This window comes from Flavobacterium niveum, assembly GCF_055231775.1.
Window position 1 is genome coordinate 30,823 of the sequence record NZ_JBUYSX010000006.1, and the last position, 23,055, is coordinate 53,877.

The window sequence follows — 23,055 nt, forward strand, 5'->3', positions numbered from 1 at the left end:
CTCACGGGGCTTTCTGTTTTTAAACTTAGAGTTCGGGTTAGTAACAAATTATTTGTTTACGGCCACCGCATCTTTGCTCCATTTTTTCACTTCTGCAACGCGGCTGTCGTTATAATCTACTTCGGTAAGGGTTTTCCCTGTCCAGAAAAACCACTTGCCTACTTTTTTACCGTTTTCATAAGTACCCATACTTTGCTTAGAGCCGTCTTCATTAAAGGCCACCCATGCACCGGTAAGCTTACCGTCTTTGTAAAAGCCCGATTGCTTTACATTACCGTTATCGTAATAATAGGTACTTTTAATTATATTGTTTTCTATTTCGTGTACTGGTTTTGCATTTTGTGCCGATAACACACCTGCCATCAGCAGAAATCCTGCTGCGAATATCTTTTTCATTGCCCTTGTGTTTTAAGGTTATACATTCTATTACAAAACAAATATATAAAATTAATTTACACAAAAAACACATTGAGTTAACAATTTGGTAACATTGAGTAAAACTTAACATTGGGAACACCAAAGTTGTTGGTTAATGGTTGTTAGTTGTTGGCAACACAAAGGTATTATTACCCAAAGTCTTATTGCCTACTCTTTATAAAATACCCGTTTCACCCGTTGCGATATACCGGTGAGTATTTCGTAGGGTATGGTTTCCAGCACATCAGCCATTTCGTGTACGGTAGGGCTTTCACCAAAAACAATGGCCGTATCGCCCTCTTTGCAGTCAATGCCGGTAACATCTGCCATGAGCATGTCCATGCACACGCTGCCCAGTATGGGGGCTTTGTGCCCGCTTATGCTTACATATCCCCTGCCGTTGCCCCACGCCCTGCGGATGCCGTCGGCATAGCCTATGGGCAGCGTGGCCACACTTACAGGCTGGTGCGCCATATAGCGGCGGCCGTAGCCTACGCTGTCACCGGCAGGTACCTGTTTTATTTGCAGTATCACGGTTTTTAGCGTACCCACGTTTTGCAGGAACTTCTGTTCGGTAACATCGTTGCCCACGCCGTAGAGGCCAATGCCCAGGCGCACCATATCGTACTGCGATTCGGGGTAGTTATAAATGCCCGAAGTGTTCAGTATATGGCGTATGGGTTTTATGGCAAGCGCCTCCGTAAGGTGTACCGACCATGTATCGAATTTACCGATCTGTTCCAAAGTAAAATCGCGGAACTGCGGGCTATCTGAAGCCGACAGGTGCGAAAAGATGCTGCGTACCGCCACAAAGTTGTTGTTGCGCAGCAGGGTAATAAGCTCGTCCAGCTGGTTTTCCTGGAAGCCCAGGCGGTGCATGCCCGTATCGAGCTTTATGTGGATGGGGTAATTGCTTAGGTTCTTTTGTTGTGCCAAAGCGATAAAGGCGCGTAGCTCCTTAGCCGAATAAATTTCAGGCTCCAGGTTGTAGGCTATCATCGACTCAAAGGCCGTGTTTTCAGGGTTCATTACAATAATCGGCGTACTGATGCCCGCATTGCGCAGGTCGATACCCTCATCGGCAAAAGCCACACCCAGGTAGTCTACCTTTTCATGGCTCAGGGTTTTGGCTATTTCATAACTGCCCGCCCCGTAACCGAATGCCTTCACCATAACCATTATTTTGGTATCGGGTTTCAGCCTGCTTTTGTAAAAGTTGAGGTTATGTACCACGGCATTCAAGTTGATTTCCAGTACGGTTTCGTGGGTCTTTTCTTCGAGTAGCACCACAATTTCATCAAAACGGAAACTGCGCGCTCCCTTAACCAGTATCGTCTGGTCGTTAAAACCCGAAGGCTTAAAGTTAGCCAGAAAATCCTTCGTGTCTTTATATGGATAGAAGTTTGGGAAATCGGCGAGTTCACGGCTTATGGTTTCCCCTATGCCTATTACGCGGCTTATGTTGTGGCTGGAAAGCAGCTTGGCCACCTTTGCGTAAAGCACCACCGTGTCAAACCCGCTTTGGAATACATCCGACAGTATCACTGTTTTTTCCTGGTGGGTTTTGTGCTGCTCTAGGAAGTCGAGCGCTATTTTAAGCGACTGGTAATCGCTGCTGAAACTGTCATCTATAATGGTGCAGTCGTTAATGCCGTTTTTCACCTGCAGGCGCAACTCTACAGGGTACAGGCCTGCCATGCGCTCGGCTATGGTTTCGGGGCTGTAGTCCAGGGTTAGCATCAGCATGGCGCAGCTTATGGCATTTTCTACAGATGCATCGTCGCTAAACGGTATGTTCACCTCAAAACTGCCACGGTAGTTAAACGTAAGTGTTGTGCCATTGGCTATAGGCGCGCGGTGGATGTTTACCACGGCATTTTCATCGTTAAAACCCCAGGTAAAAGTATGTACGCCATCGGGTACTAAGTCCAGTACTTCGGTATTGTTTTGCAGTACCAGTGTTTTTACATGGGTAAACAGCTTCAGCTTTTCGGCTGTCTTTTGGGTGCGGTTTTCAAAGCCCTCATCGTGTGCAGGCCCTATATGGGTAAGGATGCCGATGTCTGGGCGGATGATGGGTTCCAGCTTTTCCATTTCGCCCATGGTAGAAATTCCCGCCTCGAAAATGCCCAGGTCGTGGTGCTCGTTAATACCGATTACCGAAAGCGGTACACCCACCTGCGAGTTGTAACTCTTAGGGCTGCGTATAATGTTATAATCGGGGCTCAGCAGGTAGTTGAGCCATTCTTTTACTATAGTTTTTCCGTTGCTGCCCGTAATGGCAATCACCGGAAAATTATACAACCCACGGTAGTATATGGCAAAATCCTGTAGTGCTTTAAGGGTGTCGGGAACAATAAAAAAGTTGGCCAGCCCCTCGCCTCCCTGCGGGATGCGGTTTACTACAAAATTACGCACGCCTTTTTCTATCAACGCGGGGATGTATTGGTGGCCGTCGCGGTTTTGCCCGGTAAGGGCAAAGAAAAGGGTGCCGCCGTTGTTTTGCAGCGAACGGCTGTCTATAGACACGTTGTCTATTTCCATATCGGGCTGTATGCCTTCAAAACGGGCATGCAGCGCCGGGGTTATATTGTGGGTGTGGACGCTCAAGGTTTAAGTTTTTTTGGATGTTGCCTTGTGCTGAATACACGTGAAATTGTGATGGTGTTTTTGCCAACAACATAAATTATCTTCATATTCCAAAGTACAGCAAAACGAACATTTGTTTTGCCTGTTTTAGGCTGGAGCGGAAATTTATCAGGAAAAACAGAAAGACTGTCAACCAGTTCATGCACTTTCTCGAACACCATAAGGGCATTTTGAGGGCTATCCTTTTTTATATATTCTATTATGGCAATAAGTTCAGTTGAAGCTTTTTTAGTCCACTGTGTCCTCATTTACCAAAAATCATTTGTTTAACTTCTTCGGTAGTATAGGTTTCAAGGGTGCCTTCGTCCAGCTGTTTTAGCGTGTCTTCAAGATCTTCCATGAACTCTTCATGGGTTATAGGATTACCCTGCACATCATATCCTACAATATTTTCTTCATCTAAAATATCGGATATTCTTTTCAGCAACCTGTCATCTGAAAGGCTGAGGATTCTCTGGGCAACATTTATTTTCAATTTTTCTGATTCCATAGCCATTATAATTTCTATCAAAGTTAAACATTTTTCGATGATAATATAGCTGTTAAAATGTAATAACCTGTCTCTCAATAATGTTTTTATCCTGTTCTAAATCATAAACCTCACAATCTATAATTATGCTGTTTCCTTTAAAAATAAGAGTATCTAAAGGAGCACTTTCGCTGGCTAAAGAAAAGCCCTTATTTTTAAAAGTAACTTTTTTCGTTATATTCCGGTTAAGATCTGTTGCCTCGAAAGACAGCTTTTCATAATCGTCATAATTACGGTATACTACCTGCCCCAAATCAATATCGTAACCTGCAATGGCATCGAAGTCTTTAGCTTCGGCACTGCTGTCTTTTGGTAATGCCAATACCGCCCAGCAACCTGTAGCGCAGCCATGCTCAAGAAAAATATGTGTTTTATTATCTTTAGAAAGTGTAGGTATAAAATAACGGCGTACCAGAAGCACGTCGCTATCTTTATAAAACCGTTTAATCGATCCTTTTTCCCACTGTATATAAAGATCATCATACCGGGTGCTATCGTCCTTCACCAGATAGCTTATCTTCCAACCGTCTTTTGTAATGGTATCGCGGGCATAGCCTGCAACATCAAAATACATGTTGTCTTTAAAATTTATGGGGATTAGCTTACCGGTAGCCGGTTTAGCGGGTGTGGTGTTTTTAGCTGTCTTTTCATTGGTACGGCCACAACCTAAAAGAATAAGCAGCAGCATAAAGGCGGCATGTTTCATAATATTATATGCTTTCCGCTCTGTTTTCCCCATCTTTCCCTGCCTTAGGTGGCAGCGGGCTTCGTACCGCCTCATAATACGCCGCCCTGCTCAGGGGTTCGTATTCTTCGGTTTCGCCCAGTAGTACCAGCTTGTCGTTTTGCGCCTTGCGGAAGCTGAAATGCGCCAGGTTGCCCGTGCGGGTGCATACAGCATGTACCTTGGTTACGTATTCGGCGGTAGCCATAAGGGCCGGCATAGGACCGAAGGGATTGCCTTTAAAATCCATGTCCAGACCGGCTACAATAACACGGATGCCGTTATTGGCCAAGTCGTTGCACACGGCTACAATTTCATCATCAAAGAACTGGGCTTCGTCTATGCCCACCACTTCGCAATCCTGCGCCAGGAGGCGTATCATGGCGGCAGATTCTACCGGGGTGCTGCGTATCTGGTTGCTGTCGTGCGACACCACCATTTCTTCATGGTAGCGCGTATCTACTGCCGGTTTAAAGATTTCTACCTTTTGTTTGGCAAACTGTGCGCGCTTCAGCCTGCGTATCAGTTCCTCGGTTTTACCCGAAAACATTGACCCGCAGATGACCTCGATCCACCCGAATTGTTCTTTATGGTTTACTGTATTTTCAAGAAACATTTTATACCTTCAGCCTGTAATAACAGAAATGTTTTGCGTTACTTTGTGTAGAAACAAAAATATTAAAAAAGTAGTCCGCCACGCCCGAATACGCCAAAAGTTATGAAGAAAAAGTTAGAAGCCGAACTGATAAGCATTGCACACCGCATCCTGAAACTGAAAAACAGGGCCGAACTGGACCAGCTGCAGCAGGAAACGCTGAACCTGTACCAGAAAATATCGGTGCTTAAGTTTGTGGAAGATAATTTTAGCGACGTAAAACCTACTATAGGCTACGGCCTGGCTGAGCAAAAGCTGGAGGAAATTTATAGCATCCCGGCTCCCGAAGCGGAAGAAGCAAAGCCGGAAGCGAGCAACGAAGCTGTAGCCGAAAGTACTGAAGAAACCACAGTGCCGGAAACTGCCGAAACTACTACTGCTACCAAAGAACCATCAGAAGAAAATGATACTGAGGCTGCCGAACCCGTAGCTGAGGAAACCCCTGTGGCCGCTGAGGAAGAAACGGCTCCGGCTGAAGTTGAGGAAACAACACAGGAAGAAGAACCTGCTGCCGAAACTGAAGAGGAAGAGCCTGCCGAAGAACATGTAACTGAAGAACCGGTTGCCGAAGAGACTACCGAAACAGCAGCACCTGAAGAAGAAAAAACTGAGGAGCCTGAAGCGGAGGAATCCGTGGCAGATGAGCCTGCTGTAGAAGAGCCAATTGCAGAAAAAGCTACACCTGAGGAGGAAGTTGCCCCACAGGAAGCGCCTGCCGCAGAAGCCAAACCGGAACATCACCTGGCGGAGCAACCCACCACCCACCACAGGGAGGAAATCACCGCCGAGGTGGGCCTGCATGAAGACGAGCAGCAGCCTGTAACCGAAGTGCCTGATATGCCTGAAGTGGGCAACCTGCCCGAAACAGCTGGCGAAGATACCGAGAACGGTACCGGCGAAGGCATTGATATACCTACCGGCGAACCGGCTGTATCTCAGGAGGAGGCTATAATCACTGAAGAAACTACCGGTGCCGAACCTGATTTTGAACGTAAAGAACCTGCTAAGCAGCGCGAAATAGTATTTGAGGATTTCAGTGGGTTTGTACAGCCTGAATTCGTAAAGAAAGAGGAAGACAAACCAAAAGAGGAACCTAAACAGGAGGAAGCCCCGGCGCCTACGTTTGACGACTGGATGAACTGGGAACCAACAAAGGACGAGCCGAAAGCCGAAGCGCCTAAAGAAGAACCAAAACCCCAGCCTGCAAACCCAATAGACGACTGGATGAATTGGGAACCGTCTAAATCGGCCACTGCTGCCGAGCCTGAAAAGCCGAAAGAGGAGCCTAAGGCCGCACCTGTAGACGACTGGCGCAACTGGGAGCCGTCTAAGCCTGCTTTCAGTGCACCTATTGAACCTGAAAAACCTAAAGAAGAACCAAAACCCGCCCCGGCAGACGACTGGACGAAGTGGGAACCTTCTAAACCGGCATACTCAGCCCCGATTGCTACACCTGAAGTGCCTAAGGAAGCCCCTAAGCCTGCAACGCCTAAGTTTAACGATGGATTTGTGCGTGCTATGAGCCTTGGCCTTAACGACCGCATCGCTTTTGAAAAGCACCTTTTTGGCGGTAGCAGCGAAGACCTTAACCGTGTGGTTTCGCAGCTGAATACCATAAATACCTTTGAGGAAGCCAAGGATTTTATAGCCGACCTTGTAAAACCCGACTATAATAACTGGAACGGCAAAGAGGAATATGAAACCCGCTTTATGGAGCTGGTAGAGAAAAAATTCAGTTAATGGGCAAGCTGTATATAGTACCCACACCCATAGGCAACCTGGAGGATATGACCTTTCGTGCCATTAAGGTACTTAAGGAGGTGAACCTTATACTGGCCGAAGACACCCGAACCAGCGCCAAGCTGCTGAAGCATTTTGAAATCGGTACGCACATGATGAGCCACCACATGCACAACGAGCATAAAACGGTGGAAAGCATAGTGCAGCGCCTTACAGCCGGGGATACCGTAGCCCTGATTAGCGATGCGGGTACCCCAGCCATATCAGACCCCGGTTTTTTGCTTACGCGTGCCTGTGTAGAAAATGGCATAGATGTGGAGTGCCTGCCCGGTGCTACTGCCTTTGTGCCTGCGCTGGTAAACAGTGGCCTGCCAAATGATAAGTTTGTATTTGAAGGTTTTTTGCCGGATAAAAAAGGAAGGCAAACGCGTTTCCTTGCCCTGGCAGAAGAAATCCGCACCATGATATTTTATGTTTCGCCACACAAGCTGGTAAAGACTTTGGGGGAGTTTATACAGTACTTTGGCTCCGAAAGGCCGGTATCGGTATCGCGGGAGCTGAGCAAGCTGCATGAGGAAACGGTACGCGGTACGGCTACGGAAGTTTTGGAACACTTTACCAAAAAAGAACCTAAGGGCGAAATCGTGGTGATAGTGGGTGGCGCTGTTGTGGAGAAGAAGAAACGCGACAGGGAAGAGTGACTGGAACACTGATGACACAGATTTAAAGGATTTTCACAGGTCATTGCGAGGCACGAAGCACCCGAGGGCTATGCCCGAACTGACGGAGTAATCTTATCATTGGTGAAATATACATGAGATCGCCACGCTCCGTACCTCCGCTCGCGATGACGATGCGGATTGGAGCGTGCTTACTCGCAAAGTGATTTAGTCAGCTTTCTTCACGCTCCGTCATTGCGAGGAACGAAGCAATCTCATAAGGTTCCGCAGGGTATGTCCTCCAAAAACATAAATCAAACCAAACCATGAAAACAACCCTCTTCTTAGCAGTATCCCTAACACTATTTTCCTGCCATAAAAGGGAATCCCAGGCTGAAAGTGCCACACAAGACTCAACGATAGCAGATAGCGTTGCTACAACTGTTACTGCCGGAATCGATAAAGACACGATTCACTACGATACCCTTGTTTTTCCAAATAAGGGCGAGGAGGATTACGCTGTAAAAACCCTGCAAACAGGTTGGCATCACGGGGATGAGGTTCCTGATAATGCTGAAAAGTTGCCCTGGCTGGGATTGTTTAAAGGCAAAGACGGGTACTATATTGCCAAAACCGGCATTTCGGTGACCAATGTGTACGACCCTGTTGTTGATGAAACCGAAACTGAAAAAACAGGCCGTGAGGTAAAAACAACAGTTAAGGACAGTGCTATTATACTCATTTCGGGGTGTGATTATATTACGGAACATAAATCGGAACGCGTTCTCCCGATAAGGACTGAACTACGTCCGGGTTCGAAAATCACAACACCTTTTAAAGGGAAAAGTTTTTCGTTTTATGCGGAAAGCAAGATTAAAAACGGAGAAATAACGGATTACAAGGCATACATTACAGGTGAAAAAAACGGCAAAACAATAACTTCCCTGCTTGTATCTGTACCGCAGTTTGATGATTCCATGATACAGGTATTGTTTATTGGCGACATAGACGGCGATGATATCCCCGACCTGATACTCGACACTGCGGCACACTTCAATGCCGAATCCCCCACCCTGTACCTTTCTAAACCTACCGGAGATAAAGAGCTTTTAAAGCCTGTTAGTGTCCACACGTATACAGGGTGTTAAGGTAAATTTCATACCTTTAACCAAAAACCAATATCCATGAACCGTAACCTGAAACCGCTGATGCTTCTGCAAAGAGCCTTACTTGCTTTAGTGTTTTTTACCACAATTAACAGTAATGCACAATCGGTGGAGGGCAGGCTTCAGGCGTTACTGGATTCGGTTTATACAGCCCATCCCGATGCCGTGGGGATTGCAGTGCATGTAGAATCTCCGGGAAACAAACTGTCGTGGACCGGCAGTGTGGGTTACGCCGATAAGGTTTCTAAAACACCCTTGGGCAAAGACCAGCCCGTACTGATTGCCAGCAATACCAAAACCTATGTAGCTGCTACCATACTAAAACTGGCAGAAGCAAAAAAGATAACTTCGGGCCAATCCATAAAAGGGCTGATAACCGATAAGTCGGCTAAGTTGCTTGAGGGAAGCGGGTACAACCTGGGTGCCATTACGGTAACGCACCTGCTTTCGCATACATCGGGCATTGCCAGCTATACTGACGATAGTTATTTTGATTTTGTAAATACCAACCCAAAGCATCAATGGACGCGCGACAGCCAGATAGCGCTTACGGCATCTAAGGCCAATCCGCATGTAGCGCCCGGCGAAAAATACGAGTATGCCGACATCAATTACCTGTTGCTGACCGAAATTATAGAGAAGTTCACCAAAAAGCCTTTTTATACTGCCATCCGTGATTTGCTTGGCCTTAAAAAGCACAACCTTAATGCTACCTGGTTTGTAAACCTGGAAAAGAAGCCTGCTAACTCACTGCCCCTTGCACACCAGTATTGGAACAAATACCCTTGGGATTCGTATGACCTGGACCCGTCGTGGGATTTATACGGCGGCGGCGGTCAGGCCGCAACGGTAAAGGATATGGCGCTCTTTTTCCAGTTGTTGTTTGAAGGGAAAATCGTGCAGGATAAAACCCTGTTAGACTCCATGCATACGCTGGTATTGCCACGCGAACAATCTAATTACTGCCTGGGCTTAAGGAACCTGCTGTTCGGGGGTACCACAACGGCGTACTACCATGGCGGTTTTTGGGGTACCGATGTTATGTACATACCGGAAGCCAACACCACAATAGCGGTAGTTACGCTGCAAAAGGACGCACGCGACCTCAATGCGGCACTATCCCAAAAAATATTGGACCTGCTGAAAAAACAGTAAGCTTTGGTTATAAAACGTATCTTTGGTAATCAACAATAACAAAACCTATGACCCCAAAAGTAAAATCGCTACGCCCGTTTATAGGCTCTAAAGATTTTGAAACTTCACGCCGCTTTTACCGCGACCTGGGCTTTGAAGAACACGAGCTTGACAAAGGCTTTTCGGTATTCCACATGCACCAGCTGTCGTTTTACCTCCAGGATTACTATGCCGAAGAATGGGTAAACAACACCATGTTGTTTATGGAGGTGGAAAGCGTAACCGAATTTTGGGCCTACCTGCAATCGCTTAACCTTATAGAGAAATATCCGGAAGCTAAATTGGTGCCGCCCCGCATTATGCCTTGGGGAAGCGAGTGCTTTGTACACGACCCGGCAGGTATACTGTGGCATTTCGGGGAGTTTAAGCAGGAATAAATTAAATCAAGACTAACTAATGGAAGAATATACAGCTGATAACATTGATGCATTTTCACTAAGCGAGCATGTAAGGCTACGGCCGAGGCTTTATTTTGAAGATTATTTTAAAGAAGGCAACATAAACAGTTACATCTTTGAAACACTGTGCCATGCGTTCGATGAATATTTCGATGATAAGTGTAATCAGATTACAATACAACTCAAGCCTGATGATACATTTACTATAAAGTATGATGCCGGGATGCCACTTGATGTACTATATGAGGATGGAAGAACCTCAGCGGAGTTGATGATGACAGCGTTAATGGCTTGCAAAAATCATAAAAAACACCTGTCCGTAGGTGAAGAATTTTGCAGACTCGGGATTGCAACTGTTAATGCTGCGGCTTCATACTGGACTGTAACCACTGTGAATCGTGGCCAAAAAGCCATTTTTGAATACAAAGATGGGAAATTGGCGTCAAAAGAAATCAATCCAAGTGATGAGGCAGATTACACTGAATTTCTTGTGAAGCCCAATCCCGAAATATTCACAGGTTTAACTTTTGAGCCGGAAGGGATTTATGAGAAAGTATTGGAAATCCGTACAAAGTTACCCGGACTGGAAATAACGTTAATCTAAACCAAATCCCCCAGTTCCTGCCCTATAAGGCTGCCAATGGCTACACCCATGCCGCCAAGGCGTACGCCGCAGTATACGTGGTTTGATATTTGCTCTACAATAGGGCGCTTGCTGCCGCCCATACCCATAATGCCACTCCAGCGGTGGGCTATGGCCACATCGGTATTTGGGAGTATGGTTTCGCGGAGGAGTTGTTCCAAACGGTTTTGGATGATATCAGTTGTACCAAATTCGGTAGTGGTTTCCCCTTCAAAGTCGAGGTTGCGCGCACCGCCAAACAGTATGCGGTTGCCAATATTCCTAAAGTAATAATACCCCCTGTCAATATGGAAGGTGCCGCGTATGTCCAGGTTGGGTATCGGTTCGGTAATAAGCACCTGTGCACGGGCGGGTTTTACGGCACCGTTTGTCAGTTGGCCTGCAAAGGCATTGGTAGCAAACAGCAGCTTTTTGGTATGGAAAGAAAAATCGCCCAGGGCTACTTCTACGCCGTCGGGTTTTTCGGTGAAACCGGTTACAGTCTGGCTGTTCAGTAGTAGAATGTTTTGCGCATGGGCTTCCTTTAATAAAGCCTGCATCATTTTGCCGGTATCTATCTGCCCTTCGTAAGGGTTAAATACGAGGTATTCATTTATACCCTTAAACTCAAAACGGTCTACTTCCTTGCTAAATACATCGGCACGGAATAGCGGTCGCAGTACATCATTTACAAACGGCATGCGGCGCAGGCAGCTTTCGTAGCCAGCGGTGTCGTCTTCAAGAAACAGCTCATAGCCTCCATGCGGCCGGAAGTCAATTGTGGCATCGCCCAGGCGTTTGCGCAGCAATTGCAGCCCCTGCCAGCGTTTTTGTATCAGGGAAATAACTTCCTCTTCGGTATGGGTATTCAGGTCGTCTATAACCTCGCTAAGGCTGCCGAAACAGGCAAACCCTGCGTTCTTGGTACTGGCGCCCTGTGGCAGTGGGCCGCGTTCCAGCACCAGTATTTTTGCCTCGGGGAAACGTTCACGCAGGCACAGTGCCGCGTGCAGGCCCACAATGCCGCTGCCCACTATGGTGTAGCTTACATTGCTGAACCAACTGTCTATTTCCCACCAACTGAGGTTCATGGCTTAGTTAGGGAAAATTTTAGTATCGCCGTGGTCGTTGTCCTTAGCTTCATCAATGGCTTCCTGCTCGGTAACTTTCTTGCCTTTCAGCATGTTCAGCAGTACCGGGAAGGTAGTTATCAGTACGATGCCCAATACTATTTTTTCGATGTGCGCTTTCAGGTCAATGTCAAACTGCTTCATGAAAAGCTCGTTCAGGTAATGCCCTGCAAAAATCATGGCAAATGCCCAAAGGATAGAACTCACAATGTTGTAAAGCATGAACTTCTTCTTATCCATCTTTACGATACCCGCTATAATAGGTGCAAACGTACGTACAATAGGAAGGAAACGTGCGAAGATGATGGCACGGCCACCGTGTTTTTCGAAAAACTCGTGCGCCTGTATCAGGTATTTTTTACGGAATAAAAAGGTGTCTTCTTTTTTGTACAGGTAGGTGCCGCTTTTGTAGCCAAACCAATACCCGAACATATTACCCACTACACCGGCACCAGCCACCAAAAGAGCCAGTACGGTAACGTTTACAAAGCCATTGCCAAAATCGCAGATGGTAGACATCAGTTGGTCACTATATATACCCGCAAGAAATAAAAGGCTGTCGCCCGGCAGGAAGAAGCCTGCAAAAAGACCGGTTTCCGCAAATACAATAAACAGCACCACATAAAGGCCAATAGGTACACCAGCGATATGCAGGTTAATGTAAAATTCTGGGTTGATTAACTGTAGCCAGTCAAATCCTTTTTCCATAATATTTTCGTTTTTCGATGATTATCAGTTTTTATTCTCCCACTTGTCTATGGCCGATGTAGCCAGTGCATTGCCCAGTACATTGGTCATACTGCGGCCCATATCGCAAAAATGGTCTATAGGCAGTATTAGTGCGATACCTTCGGCCGGGATGTCGAACATGGCACAGGTAGCCACCACTACAATTAGCGATGCCCTCGGTACGCCCGCCACACCCTTACTGGTAAGCATAAGTACCAGCAGCATTACCAGCTGTTTTTCTATCGGCATATCTATATGGTATACCTGTGCTATAAACAGGCTGGCAAAGGTCATGTACATCATGCTGCCGTCCAGGTTAAACGAATAGCCCAGCGGCAGGGTGAACGATACTATCTTAGGGTCGCACCCAAAACGCTCCAGCTCTTCTGTTAGCTTCGGGAATACCGCTTCGCTACTGGTAGTACTAAAGGCTACAAGGAGCGGCCCGGCAAGCCTTTTTAGTAACGTAAAAAGCCTGTTGCCCAGTATAAAATATCCCACAAGAAGTAGCAGTATCCACAGCAGGAGTAGACCCAGGGCAAAATCGGCAAGGTATCCCGCGTATAATTTCCAGATACCAAAGCCGTATAGTGCCACGGCGCTGGCTATAGCGCCAAACACGCCCAGCGGCGCCGTCCACATAATGTATGATACCATTTTAAGCACTACGTGTGCCACGGTATCAAGCCCTTTTATAATGGGTTTTGTTTTTTCTTCGCTAAGGGTAGAAAGCGCAATGCCGAACATTACCGAGAAGAGTACTATTTGCAGTATCTCGTTTCCGGCCAGCGCTTCAAAAAGGCTCTTGGGTACTATATGGGTTACAAAGTTTTCCAGTGAAAATGTAGCGGTGCCTTTTACAAGGTCGCCCGCCGAATCGAGCTTCGACATGTCTATGGCCGAATTAACACCCGGCTTCAGCCAGTTTACAAGCGCCATGCCCAGCACCAGCGACAGCAATGATGCCGTAAGGAACCACGCTATGGCTTTACCGCCTACGCGGCCTACCATTTTTACGTCGCCCATTTTGGCAATGCCCACTACCAGCGTACTAAACACCAGCGGCGCAATAATCATCTGCACCAGGCGGATGAAAAGCGTGCCCAACAATTTTATGTTTTTTGCAAAACCCGCAGCGGTTTCGGTATCGTAGCCGGTGTGGATAAAATTACCCAGAATACCGCCCAATACCATTGCGGCCAGTATTGCGAAAAATAATTTGTTGTTGCTTTTCAAATTTGCCAAAATTTAGAGTGCGTGAAATTACTGATATTTTTTCAATACTGGTTTAGATAATAATTATTTAAAGCGAAGTGGATGATTTTTAGCATTACCCCCTAAGACTATCGTATGAATATTTAAGTCGTCGGTGAGGATTATTTACCACAAGGGGCACAAAGTTTTTCACAAGGGGCACAAAAGCTATTAAACAACCTGGTTGCCCCCACTAATTTGGTCACAAAGGCTTTCCTGCGGAAAGCTAAAAGCACATAAAGCGATTAATCCCGCAATAATAGTTTCCGGTATTGAACTTTCCGCAGGAAAGCCTTTGTGTACTTTTATCAAGACCCTTACAGAAACGCATCGGGTACTTTGTGAAAAACTTTGTGCCCCTTGTGGTAAAATCTTTATAGGAAGGAGCACTACGTTTCGCAGACCCTTCTTTTATGAAACACGATCCACAAAAAAGGGCCACCCGAAGGCAGCCCCACAAATACAGGTTATATATACTTTATTTTTTGATGAAACGCAGCGTAGTACGCGTGGCCTCATCGGATACTTCTATAAGGTAGTTGCCCGGTGCAAGCTGGGTTACATTGGCAGTGCCTTCGGCTAATGCCCCTATGGCTACCTGCTGCCCCAGCATGTTAAAGATGCGGTAGCTTGTTTTGTTACTTACGTTAGTTACGTTAAGCACATCGCTTACCGGGTTCGGGTAGAGGGTAATGGCAGGTTGTAGTGCCGCCCCGTTGCTTTCGCCTTTTGCGGCTGAGCCAATCACCACGGTATAATCTTCTACTTCCCCATAGCTGAATGCCTCGCACGATGTAGGTACGGCATTGTACTTCATAGATACCCGCATGCGTGTGCTGCCGGTTGTGGCAGTCGTTGGTATGGTAAAGGTGCCGCTTACCGGAGTGGTAGTACTCGCCGTTTTACTCCAAACCAATTCACCTGTATCGGCAAAATCGCCATCGCCGTTGTAATCTATCCACACGGCATAACCTTCGCTGTAGGTAGAACCCGTCCATGTTGGCGTTACGGTTATGGTATAGGCAGTGCCTTTGGTAACATTCGTAGAAATTGAGGTAAAGTCACTATAACCCGTACCACCTGTAGAGGTATTGTTTATAGTGCCAAACTGTACTTTGCCTATGTACTCGTCCGCAACACTGTTTCCTTTGCTGGCGCAATACGCTGCCGGAGGTGTAGTGCCGCCTGTGGTAAGGTTCACAGTATAGTCTTCCACTTCACCATAACTAAAGGTTTCGCAAGATGTAGGTACGCCGTTGTATTTCATAGACACCCTCATGCGAGTAGTAGCCGTAATTGCCGTTGTAGGTGGGGTGAATGTACCCGTAACCGGGGTTGTGGTACTGGCTGTTTTACTCCAAACCAATTCGCCTGTATCGGCAAAATCGCCATCGCCGTTATAGTCTATCCACACTGCATAGCCTTCGCTGTAGCTTGAGCCCGTCCACGTAGGCGTAATGGTTATGGTATACGCCGTGCCTTTGGTAAGACTGGTAGATATCGACGTGAAATCACTGTAACCCGTCCCCCCCGTAGAGGTATTGTTTATGGTGCCCAACTGTACTTTGCCTATATATTCATCGGCTACGCTGTTTCCTTTGCTGGTGCAGTAGGTTACCCCGCCGCCGCTAAGGGTGGTTACGCTTACGGCATTACTGGCTACTGAGGTGTTACCCGCCGCATCCTTGGCCCTTACGGTAAACGAGTACGTAGTAGCCGGTGTAAGCCCGGTTACGGCATAGGTAGTAGTGGTTACGTTGCCAAGAAGCGTTGTACCCCGGTACACGTCGTAGCTTGTAACGGCCACGTTGTCGGTAGCGCCACTCCAGCTAAGGTTGGTTGTGGTACTGGTAGTACCGCTTGCGGTAAGTGTGGGGGCTGTTGGGGCTGTGGTATCGGTAGAACCCGACGTTATAGTAAAATTAGTATTGCTGATATCAAAGAATATATGGTTGCTGCCCTTTACCATAATACGGTTTTGTGTACCGATATTGTTCGGTACGGTGATGGATTGCGAGCCATCATTTGGCGTACCTGCCAAAATGGTTATCGGGTAGGTATTACCCCCATCGATAGAAAGCAGTATGTCTACATTGGCAGCGTTAACGCCGTTTGCGGTAGTCCCTGCTACGTTCCAGGTTACGGTTTGGGTGCTTCCGGCAGCCCAACTCACAGCGGTATTCGGTGCGCTTACGGTAAACGGCCCCGCAGTGCCGTTAACGGTAATCACAGTATCGTCGCTGTTGTTTGCTGGCCCGCCCGCACGGTTATCGCGCACGGTAAGGCGGAAGTTCAGTGTACGGGCTACGTTTGGCACGGCCTCCCATTGCCATGAGGTTGCCCCGGTTTTTATGGTTGCCAGCCTCGGGAAATAACGCACCCCGCTGGTAGACGGCACAAACGAACGGAACGCCGGGCCGCTGGTAGCGGTAGTACTCGGATTTGTGGTAGATGAAGTACCTGAGTTCATTTGTTCCCAGTCATAGGTTATGGCATCGCCGTTAGCATCGCTGCCCGTGCCGGTAAGCATAAACGGTGTGCCTTTCGGTATGATATAGTCCGCTCCTGCATTAACCGTTGGCGTAGTGTTTCCGGTAGCGGTATTGGTTTGGCACGATGTGCTTTTTATATAGTTTGTTACCTGCTGTATGCTGTACGCATGGAAAAACGGGTCGCTGTGCGCCTGCACGTCGGTGCTGCCGGTAATGCCCGCGTAACCCATAATGGTGCTGCCGCTGCCGGGTTCCATCTGTGCACCTGTACCTTCGTTGCTAAACGTAAAAGTATGGTTCGCACCAAACTGGTGCCCCATTTCGTGGGCTACGAAGTCAATATCAAAGTTATCGCCTACCGGTGCGGTGCTGGTGGTGTAGCCGCTGCCTTTTCCGCTGGCGCAGACACAGCCGATGCAGCCCGCATTACCGTTATTACCAATGGCCGACATAAGGTGGCCAATATCATAATTGGCATTGCCTATCACGCTGGTAAGGGTGCTTTGCAGTTCGCTGTTGTAGTTGGCATCGGTACTGCCGTACGGATCTGATGATGCACTGGTGTAAATCACGCTGTCGGTATTGCTTATCAGCACCATGTTTACGCCAAAGTCTTTTTCGAAAACACCGTTTACGCGGGTAAGCGTGGTGTTTATGGCGGCCAGTGCCAATGCTTTGGTACCGCCGAAGTAAGCGGTATACTCTCCGGTAACGCTCATGGCCAGGCGGTAGGTACGCAGGGTACCGTCGTCGGCATTAGGACGTGCGGCAAGCGAATTTTTGGGCAATTCCTGTAGGGCGTTATCCATAACCGAACAGTCAAATTTTGTAAACGCCTGCTTTTTATCGGCGCGCTTATATACGGTGTAGGTTTTAAGGTCGGTAGTATAGGGTTCTATAAATACGGCAGGCTTATCGGCCGAGGTAAGCATGGTATGCACACCCAGCGGCGACACGCTAAGGCGGATGGTAGCGCTGCGGTCGTCTATGCCAATGCCTATGTACGATTTAATTTCAGGGTAGCGGGCAGCCAGTTCGGCATCCATGTTCGGGGCTTCGTAAATACGGTAGCGCTGCATGGCACCATCGCTATCGGGGAATGCTACAATAACATTCGATTTTACAGCCCCACGGAGCGGTGCCGCTGCCAGGGTAAGCTTTATGCCCTCTGTATCCAGTTCGTACAGGTTTTTTTCGGGCAGTGCCTGGCGGTTGGTAAACGTGTTTTGGTTGGTTTTGGTTGAGGCGGCAGTCCAGAATTGCTTCCCGCTTTGCGCGAAAGTAAAACCGGTAACGGCAGCCAGAGCCAGCGTGAGTAGGTTTTTGTTCATATATTATATTTTCGGTTTAGAGTAAATGTAAGTTTTATATTTAACAATAGTTAATCACATTGTTAAATATCTGTGTAAATGCAATTATTTTCGATAAAATAATCACAAACAAGAAAAGTCTTATTTTTTCTAGTGTAAATGTCAGTTTGGATTAACAAAAATTTATGGAGTAATGCCTTTCGTTACCGGTATTATCAAATCGTGTTAAAATTGGCAATCCTGACAAGTATTGGTTACTTTTGGGAAAGTTTTACAAAAACAAACAGTGACGAGGTAATGAAAAAAATTTTACTATTAGCAGTGAGCATGTTAGGACTATCGGCTGCGGCGCAGCAAACCATGACCCCCGAACTGCTGTGGAGCCTGGGCCGCGTAAGTGCGGTGGGCATCAGCAAAGACGGGAAATCGATAATATACAGGGTAAGCACGCCAAGCATTACCGAAAACAAGTCGGCTTCTAAATATTACAAAGTTCCGATAGCCGGTGGCAAGGGCCTTGAAATAAAAAGTACTGACGGACTGGTAAACGATAAAAACCTTTCGCCGGACGGTAAACTGATGCTTACCAGCAAAGAGATAAAAACCGAAAAAATACTGGGCAGCGACATATATACCGACCTGGAAAAAACTACCGTACAGGTATACGACGGGCTGGATTACCGCCACTGGGACACCTGGAACAACGGCTCGCACAACCATGTAGGCTTTCATCCGGTAGCCGATAAAAATGCCTTTACCGACATTATGCCAAACGAACCTTATGATTCGCCACAGAAACCACACGGTGGCGATGAGGATTTCATTTGGGGGCCAAACGGTAAAACGATTGTATACGTTTGCAAAAAGAAATCGGGCACTGAATATGCCGTGAGTACCAATACCGACCTGTACGAGTACAACCTTGAGACCAAGCAGACCAAAAACCTTACACCCGAAAATCCGGGGTATGATACCCAACCGGCTTATTCGCCGCAGGGCTACCTTACCTGGCTGCAAATGAAGCGCGACGGTTACGAAGCCGATAAAAACGACCTTATAGTACGCTACAACGGCATTGATATGAACCTTACTGCCGCATGGGACGGCACCGTAGACAGCTTTACCTGGAGTGCCGACGGCAAGAAGATATACTTCCTTGCCCCTGTAGACGGCACCAAGCAATTGTTTGAAGTAAACTTCCCCGGAAAAACCAAGGTATCGCTTACCGTGAAGCAACTTACTGATGGCGTATTTGACGTTACACAGATTGTAGGTTTTGTGGGCGAGAGCGTTATTGTAGAACGTACCGACATGAACCACGCTACCGAAATATACAGCTATGGCTTCAAGAAGAAAGACTGGAAACAGCTTACGCATGTAAACGATGCTACGTATAAAAAACTTGCCCTTGGCAAAATAGAAAAACGCTACGTAACCACTACCGACGGCAAAAAGATGCTGGTATGGGTAATGCTTCCGCCGAACTTTGACGCCAAAAAGAAATACCCTGCCCTACTCTACTGCCAGGGCGGCCCGCAGAGTGCACTGAGCCAGTTTTACAGCTTCCGCTGGAATTTCCAGGTTATGGCAGCACAGGGTTATATAGTAGTAGCGCCAAACCGCCGCGGCATGCCCGGCCATGGCGTACAATGGAATGAGCAGATAAGCAAGGACTGGGGCGGCCAGGTTATGGACGACTACCTTAGTGCTATAGACGATGTAGCCAAAGAACCATACGTAGACAAGGCAAGACTGGGTGCCATAGGCGCCAGCTACGGCGGCTACTCGGTGTTCTACCTTGCGGGTATACACAACAAACGTTTCAAGACATTCATATCGCACTGCGGGGTATTTAACCTGCAAAGCATGTACGGCACTACCGAAGAGGTATTCTTTACCAACTGGGACAGCGGTGGCCCGTATTGGGATAAAAACAACGCAGCAGCGCAAAAAACCTACACCCAGTTTAACCCCGCTAATAATGTAGACAAATGGGACACCCCTATCCTTGTCATCCAGGGCGGTATAGATTACCGTGTGCCTATAGGACAGGGCCAGGAAGCGTTCCAGGCGGCACAGCTGCGCGGCATTAAGAGCAGGTTTGTGTATTTCCCCGATGAAAACCACTGGGTACTGAAACCGCAGAACGGCCTTGCGTGGCAGCGCGAGTTCTTCAAATGGCTGAAGGAAACATTATAAGATTTTTCGGATAGATAAACCGGATTATTATTTGCGTTAATCCATGAAATTCGCTGTAAAACCAAATTGCTCTTGTAGAATTTATTACAAAAATTGGCGTTTTATAAAAAAACTGTAATTTAGCAGTCCGATAACATAACCCTAACAATAACGATGAAAAAAGTTATAACCAAATCTCTTGTAGCAGCACTGATTGTAGCAGGCGGATTGCAAACTGCTGTAGCGCAGGACTACCTTATAAACTCGGTTAAAAATAACCAGAGCGCTAACAGCAAAGACTCTTTTGTTTTTAAAGATGTAATAAACATAGAGAATACCCCGGTAAAAAACCAGGGATCAAGCGGTACCTGCTGGAGCTATTCGGCAAACTCGTTCCTGGAAAGCGAAATGATACGTACAGGCAAAGAGCCTGTAGAAATTTCGCAAATTTATACCGCACGCAATGCTTATATAGAAAAAGGGCTTAACTATGTGCGTATGCACGGTGCCATAACCCTGGGCGATGGTGGTGCACTGCACGATGTTATAAACATGTACCGTAAGTACGGTGCGCTTCCGCAAACGGCGTATACCGGCCTTAACTACGGCACTACAAAAAACAACTTCGGCGAAATGGCTGCCATAAACGAGGCGCTGCTTGCCGCTGTGGTAAAAAACCCTAATGGCGAACTTACACCGGCCTGGCAAAAAGCCTATACCGGCGTTATAGACAGCTACCTGGGCAAAGTGCCTGAAACGTTTGAATACAAAGGCAAAAAATATACCCCGCAAACTTTTGCAAAAGAAGTTGTAGGCCTTAATGCCGATGATTATGTAGAGCTTTCATCATTTACAGACCACCCATACTATACGCAAATGGTGCTTATGGTACCGGACAACTGGAGCCTGGATCTTATCTATAACGTGAAGATGAATGAAATCACAGACATTATAGACAACGCCCTTGCAAAAGGCTATACTGTAGGCTGGGCCGGTGATATTACTGATAAAGGCTTCAGCTGGAAAAACGGTGTAGCATATGTACCCGGCAAAAACTTTAACGACATGACCCCTGAAGAAAAAGACGGCATGTTTAAAGGCCCTCAGGATGAGCTGGATATTACTGCTGAAATGCGCCAGAAAGCTTTTGACAACTACCAGACTACCGATGACCACGGTATGCACATTGTAGGCCTTAGCAAAGACCAGAACGGTAAAGAGTACTACATTATAAAGAACTCTTGGGGTGCCAGCAACGACTACAAAGGCTACCTGTACATGACCAAGAACTTTGTAAAGCTTAAAACTACGGCGATACTGCTTCACAAAGGCGGCATACCTAAAGACCTGGCTAAAAAACTGAACATTAAGCAATAACAATTTGCCGATTGCTGTTATATACATTCCTGCCCTTTACGGGGCGGGAATTTTATTTTTTACACAACCTTATATCAATTATTAATGAAAAAACTTTTATTCGGTGCGCTGGCAATGCTGTTAACCGCCAATGCCTTCGCGCAGGAATCGCAGGAGGCCACAGTTGAAAAATCTATGTTTAATGTGCAAACCGGTTTTTTAGGCGCTTATGTAAATAACGAGTACGGCCTTAGTCAACGCTGGGCATTACGCACTGAGATAGGCCTTGATGCCGGGTTTTCTGTAAACAGCAGCGAATCTGACTGGGGGCTTGCGCCGGTAATAAACCTGGAGCCGAGGTATTACTACAACATAACAAAACGTGCCAATAAAGGCAGGAATACCGAAAAAAACGCAGCAAATTTCCTTACGCTTTCAGTGCGGTGCAATCCGGGTGTTTTGGTGGTTTCGTCTAACGACGATATGAAAATGGCAACACACTTTTTCCTTATCCCGAAATGGGGAATAAGGCGCAATATCGGTAAAAGTAATTTTAATTATGAGGCCGGTATAGGTATAGGCTATTATGCCTTACTGGGCAATGATAAAAAGTATTATGAAAACAAAGAAGGTGTAGCCTTAGACCTGCATGCGCGGATAGGCTACAGCTTTTAAATTTCGGCGGTAATATGGTTTACGGCTCCGGCAGCATGCTGTTCGGGGCCTTTTGTTTTATCAGAGTGCACCATTTTTTCTATCTCTTTGGCAAACTTTCGGGCATCCATAATATTACCGGCATGTATGCGGTTTCGGCGGGTTTTTCCGTTTGCAAGATGGATTATAAGCGTATGCTTCCTCCTTGCCTTAAACAACAGCAGTACAGTAGTGGCTACACCCGCTACAATAAACAGCCACCTAAGTGTTGTTTCTTCGGGGTTTAATAAGAAAGACAGTGCAGGGAATATAAGCGGCAGGCAGGATAGTATGATTTCCTTTGGCACAAGGCTGCTTTTTACTTCTGCACCGGCCAGTTCACTACGGTACAGTACACTGTCGCCCCTGTGTGAGGCAAGCTCTATACGGTCGCGGAATATTTTCCCACACGTATTGGCAAACAGTGGATTAAGGATTGATTTCATGGCAATTTATTTTTCTGGTAAGGACGAAATTAGTAAGTCCTTACACCTTAAACGAAACATTTAACAACAAAATAACAAATGTTCCCCTTCACAAATGAAGGGAAACTATATTTTATATAAAAATTCCAATATCAGTTAATTGCAGTAAAATCAAGGCTTCCCGTTAGGCTATAACCGGTTTTCCGGCATACTCCTTTTCAGGTTTTGTTTTGGCATTACGTATCATTGATGTGGCCTTGTCAATAAACTTCTGGGCTTCTTTCTTATTACCTTCCCATACTTTTATCTTCACCGTACGTCCGTTATTGGTCTTCAGGTACAGGCTGTAAGCAGGCCTGATTTTTATGGCGCAAATGGTAACACCCAGTGCACCCAGCACAGCAAACCCAGCACGTATGGCAGTGGTTTCATTGGTAAAAATAAACGGGAGTGCCAATAATGTGGCAGGCAGGCAGGTAAACAACAGCCCGGCCTTGTCGTATTCTTTTTTAAGAGAAATACTCTTAATGCTTCTAAAAGGGATAATGGTCTCCTTGTGCGTAGCAAGGATGATGCGGTCTTGGAAGATTTTTCCGCAGGTATTCGCAAACACCTCTTTGTTGTCAGTATACATTTTCTATTTTTTGGGGACTCAAATTTAATAATTTTTTTAATAATTAGTTAACAATTAACTTTTGTTGAACGTTTTTTCTGCATAAAAAAATTTATTTTCCT

Annotated in this window: 21 protein-coding genes; 9 read left to right on the forward strand and 12 right to left on the reverse strand. The window is 46.6% G+C overall.

What is annotated here, in order from left to right; all coding sequences use genetic code 11:
- Nucleotides 1-48: 48 nt before the first annotated feature.
- From ACZIX4_RS15015 to ACZIX4_RS15040, 6 genes are all read right to left on the reverse strand, one after another.
- A complete protein-coding gene (locus ACZIX4_RS15015; protein ID WP_463336454.1) occupies nt 49-396 on the reverse strand; it encodes a toxin-antitoxin system YwqK family antitoxin in 348 nt (115 codons plus the stop codon).
- 189 nt (nt 397-585) lie between these two features.
- Nucleotides 586-3,027, reverse strand: coding sequence for a bifunctional UDP-N-acetylmuramoyl-tripeptide:D-alanyl-D-alanine ligase/alanine racemase (locus tag ACZIX4_RS15020; RefSeq protein WP_463336455.1), 2,442 nt, complete (start codon nt 3,025-3,027; stop codon nt 586-588).
- The gene (locus ACZIX4_RS15025; RefSeq protein ID WP_463336456.1) at nt 3,024-3,314 is read right to left on the reverse strand and encodes a type II toxin-antitoxin system RelE/ParE family toxin; all 291 of its coding nucleotides are present in this window, start codon (nt 3,312-3,314) and stop codon (nt 3,024-3,026) included. Before ACZIX4_RS15025 ends, ACZIX4_RS15020 begins: the two co-directional genes overlap by 4 nt.
- Nucleotides 3,311-3,556 carry a hypothetical protein gene (locus tag ACZIX4_RS15030; protein ID WP_463336457.1) on the reverse strand — a complete coding sequence of 82 codons (246 nt, stop codon included), beginning with the start codon at nt 3,554-3,556 and terminating at the stop codon, nt 3,311-3,313. The genes ACZIX4_RS15025 and ACZIX4_RS15030 overlap by 4 nt, the downstream gene beginning before the upstream one ends.
- Nucleotides 3,557-3,608: 52 nt before the next feature.
- Nucleotides 3,609-4,301: a hypothetical protein gene (locus ACZIX4_RS15035; protein ID WP_463336458.1), complete on the reverse strand. Its 693-nt coding sequence runs from the start codon at nt 4,299-4,301 to the stop codon at nt 3,609-3,611.
- 4 nt (nt 4,302-4,305) lie between these two features.
- Nucleotides 4,306-4,935 carry a thymidine kinase gene (locus ACZIX4_RS15040; protein WP_463336459.1) on the reverse strand — a complete coding sequence of 210 codons (630 nt, stop codon included), beginning with the start codon at nt 4,933-4,935 and terminating at the stop codon, nt 4,306-4,308.
- 102 nt (nt 4,936-5,037) lie between these two features.
- On the opposite strand from ACZIX4_RS15040, the gene ACZIX4_RS15045 reads away from it, so the two are divergent.
- From ACZIX4_RS15045 to ACZIX4_RS15070, 6 genes are all read left to right on the forward strand, one after another.
- Nucleotides 5,038-6,714, forward strand: coding sequence for a hypothetical protein (locus ACZIX4_RS15045; RefSeq protein WP_463336460.1), 1,677 nt, complete (start codon nt 5,038-5,040; stop codon nt 6,712-6,714).
- A complete protein-coding gene (gene rsmI / locus ACZIX4_RS15050) occupies nt 6,714-7,415 on the forward strand; it encodes a 16S rRNA (cytidine(1402)-2'-O)-methyltransferase (protein WP_463336461.1) in 702 nt (233 codons plus the stop codon). Before ACZIX4_RS15045 ends, rsmI begins: the two co-directional genes overlap by 1 nt.
- Nucleotides 7,416-7,699: 284 nt before the next feature.
- Nucleotides 7,700-8,521: a hypothetical protein gene (locus ACZIX4_RS15055; protein ID WP_463336462.1), complete on the forward strand. Its 822-nt coding sequence runs from the start codon at nt 7,700-7,702 to the stop codon at nt 8,519-8,521.
- A 36-nt stretch (nt 8,522-8,557) separates the two neighbouring features.
- Nucleotides 8,558-9,694: a serine hydrolase domain-containing protein gene (locus tag ACZIX4_RS15060; protein ID WP_463336463.1), complete on the forward strand. Its 1,137-nt coding sequence runs from the start codon at nt 8,558-8,560 to the stop codon at nt 9,692-9,694.
- Nucleotides 9,695-9,741: 47 nt separating this feature from the next.
- A complete protein-coding gene (locus tag ACZIX4_RS15065) occupies nt 9,742-10,110 on the forward strand; it encodes a VOC family protein (RefSeq protein WP_463336464.1) in 369 nt (122 codons plus the stop codon).
- A 19-nt stretch (nt 10,111-10,129) separates the two neighbouring features.
- A complete protein-coding gene (locus tag ACZIX4_RS15070) occupies nt 10,130-10,735 on the forward strand; it encodes an ATP-binding protein (RefSeq protein ID WP_463336465.1) in 606 nt (201 codons plus the stop codon).
- Here the strand turns inward: ACZIX4_RS15070 and ACZIX4_RS15075 are convergent.
- From ACZIX4_RS15075 to ACZIX4_RS15090, 4 genes are all read right to left on the reverse strand, one after another.
- Complete coding sequence (locus tag ACZIX4_RS15075) at nt 10,732-11,844, reverse strand: NAD(P)/FAD-dependent oxidoreductase (protein WP_463336466.1); 1,113 nt, start codon at nt 11,842-11,844, stop codon at nt 10,732-10,734. The two genes, ACZIX4_RS15070 and ACZIX4_RS15075, sit on opposite strands and share 4 nt — an antisense overlap.
- A gap of 3 nt (nt 11,845-11,847) precedes the next feature.
- Nucleotides 11,848-12,591, reverse strand: coding sequence for a DedA family protein (locus ACZIX4_RS15080; RefSeq protein WP_463336467.1), 744 nt, complete (start codon nt 12,589-12,591; stop codon nt 11,848-11,850).
- A gap of 24 nt (nt 12,592-12,615) precedes the next feature.
- Nucleotides 12,616-13,848, reverse strand: a complete 1,233-nt coding sequence (locus ACZIX4_RS15085; RefSeq protein ID WP_463336468.1) for a dicarboxylate/amino acid:cation symporter — start codon at nt 13,846-13,848, stop codon at nt 12,616-12,618.
- Between the two features lie 496 nt (nt 13,849-14,344).
- Nucleotides 14,345-17,689, reverse strand: a complete 3,345-nt coding sequence (locus ACZIX4_RS15090) for a reprolysin-like metallopeptidase (RefSeq protein ID WP_463336469.1) — start codon at nt 17,687-17,689, stop codon at nt 14,345-14,347.
- Between the two features lie 276 nt (nt 17,690-17,965).
- Between ACZIX4_RS15090 and ACZIX4_RS15095 the strand changes: the two genes are divergently transcribed.
- The 3 genes from ACZIX4_RS15095 to ACZIX4_RS15105 all read left to right on the forward strand — a co-directional run bounded on the left by ACZIX4_RS15095 (nt 17,966) and on the right by ACZIX4_RS15105 (nt 21,877).
- Nucleotides 17,966-19,867: a S9 family peptidase gene (locus ACZIX4_RS15095; protein ID WP_463336470.1), complete on the forward strand. Its 1,902-nt coding sequence runs from the start codon at nt 17,966-17,968 to the stop codon at nt 19,865-19,867.
- 153 nt (nt 19,868-20,020) lie between these two features.
- Nucleotides 20,021-21,223, forward strand: coding sequence for a C1 family peptidase (locus tag ACZIX4_RS15100; protein ID WP_463336471.1), 1,203 nt, complete (start codon nt 20,021-20,023; stop codon nt 21,221-21,223).
- An 84-nt stretch (nt 21,224-21,307) separates the two neighbouring features.
- On the forward strand, nt 21,308-21,877 hold the full coding sequence (locus ACZIX4_RS15105; RefSeq protein WP_463336472.1) for a hypothetical protein: 570 nt from the start codon (nt 21,308-21,310) through the stop codon (nt 21,875-21,877).
- Here the strand turns inward: ACZIX4_RS15105 and ACZIX4_RS15110 are convergent.
- Entirely contained in the window at nt 21,874-22,341 is a 468-nt protein-coding gene (locus ACZIX4_RS15110; protein WP_463336473.1) for a hypothetical protein, read from the reverse strand. The two genes, ACZIX4_RS15105 and ACZIX4_RS15110, sit on opposite strands and share 4 nt — an antisense overlap.
- Before the next feature lie 163 nt (nt 22,342-22,504).
- Nucleotides 22,505-22,954 carry a hypothetical protein gene (locus tag ACZIX4_RS15115; RefSeq protein ID WP_463336474.1) on the reverse strand — a complete coding sequence of 150 codons (450 nt, stop codon included), beginning with the start codon at nt 22,952-22,954 and terminating at the stop codon, nt 22,505-22,507.
- Between the last annotated feature and the right edge of the window lie 101 nt (nt 22,955-23,055).

Excerpts from the sequence above, each read along its gene's own strand:
- ACZIX4_RS15015 (WP_463336454.1), bottom strand. The coding sequence starts at position 396 with ATGAAAAAGATATTCGCAGCAGGATTTCTGCTGATGGCAGGTGTGTTA.
- ACZIX4_RS15025 (WP_463336456.1), bottom strand. The coding sequence starts at position 3,314 with ATGAGGACACAGTGGACTAAAAAAGCTTCAACTGAACTTATTGCCATA.
- ACZIX4_RS15030 (WP_463336457.1), bottom strand. The coding sequence starts at position 3,556 with ATGGAATCAGAAAAATTGAAAATAAATGTTGCCCAGAGAATCCTCAGC.
- ACZIX4_RS15035 (WP_463336458.1), bottom strand. The coding sequence starts at position 4,301 with ATGAAACATGCCGCCTTTATGCTGCTGCTTATTCTTTTAGGTTGTGGC.
- ACZIX4_RS15040 (WP_463336459.1), bottom strand. The coding sequence starts at position 4,935 with ATGTTTCTTGAAAATACAGTAAACCATAAAGAACAATTCGGGTGGATC.
- ACZIX4_RS15045 (WP_463336460.1), top strand. The coding sequence starts at position 5,038 with ATGAAGAAAAAGTTAGAAGCCGAACTGATAAGCATTGCACACCGCATC.
- rsmI (WP_463336461.1), top strand. The coding sequence starts at position 6,714 with ATGGGCAAGCTGTATATAGTACCCACACCCATAGGCAACCTGGAGGAT.
- ACZIX4_RS15055 (WP_463336462.1), top strand. The coding sequence starts at position 7,700 with ATGAAAACAACCCTCTTCTTAGCAGTATCCCTAACACTATTTTCCTGC.
- ACZIX4_RS15060 (WP_463336463.1), top strand. The coding sequence starts at position 8,558 with ATGAACCGTAACCTGAAACCGCTGATGCTTCTGCAAAGAGCCTTACTT.
- ACZIX4_RS15065 (WP_463336464.1), top strand. The coding sequence starts at position 9,742 with ATGACCCCAAAAGTAAAATCGCTACGCCCGTTTATAGGCTCTAAAGAT.
- ACZIX4_RS15070 (WP_463336465.1), top strand. The coding sequence starts at position 10,130 with ATGGAAGAATATACAGCTGATAACATTGATGCATTTTCACTAAGCGAG.
- ACZIX4_RS15075 (WP_463336466.1), bottom strand. The coding sequence starts at position 11,844 with ATGAACCTCAGTTGGTGGGAAATAGACAGTTGGTTCAGCAATGTAAGC.
- ACZIX4_RS15080 (WP_463336467.1), bottom strand. The coding sequence starts at position 12,591 with ATGGAAAAAGGATTTGACTGGCTACAGTTAATCAACCCAGAATTTTAC.
- ACZIX4_RS15090 (WP_463336469.1), bottom strand. The coding sequence starts at position 17,689 with ATGAACAAAAACCTACTCACGCTGGCTCTGGCTGCCGTTACCGGTTTT.
- ACZIX4_RS15095 (WP_463336470.1), top strand. The coding sequence starts at position 17,966 with ATGAAAAAAATTTTACTATTAGCAGTGAGCATGTTAGGACTATCGGCT.
- ACZIX4_RS15100 (WP_463336471.1), top strand. The coding sequence starts at position 20,021 with ATGAAAAAAGTTATAACCAAATCTCTTGTAGCAGCACTGATTGTAGCA.
- ACZIX4_RS15105 (WP_463336472.1), top strand. The coding sequence starts at position 21,308 with ATGAAAAAACTTTTATTCGGTGCGCTGGCAATGCTGTTAACCGCCAAT.
- ACZIX4_RS15110 (WP_463336473.1), bottom strand. The coding sequence starts at position 22,341 with ATGAAATCAATCCTTAATCCACTGTTTGCCAATACGTGTGGGAAAATA.
- ACZIX4_RS15115 (WP_463336474.1), bottom strand. The coding sequence starts at position 22,954 with ATGTATACTGACAACAAAGAGGTGTTTGCGAATACCTGCGGAAAAATC.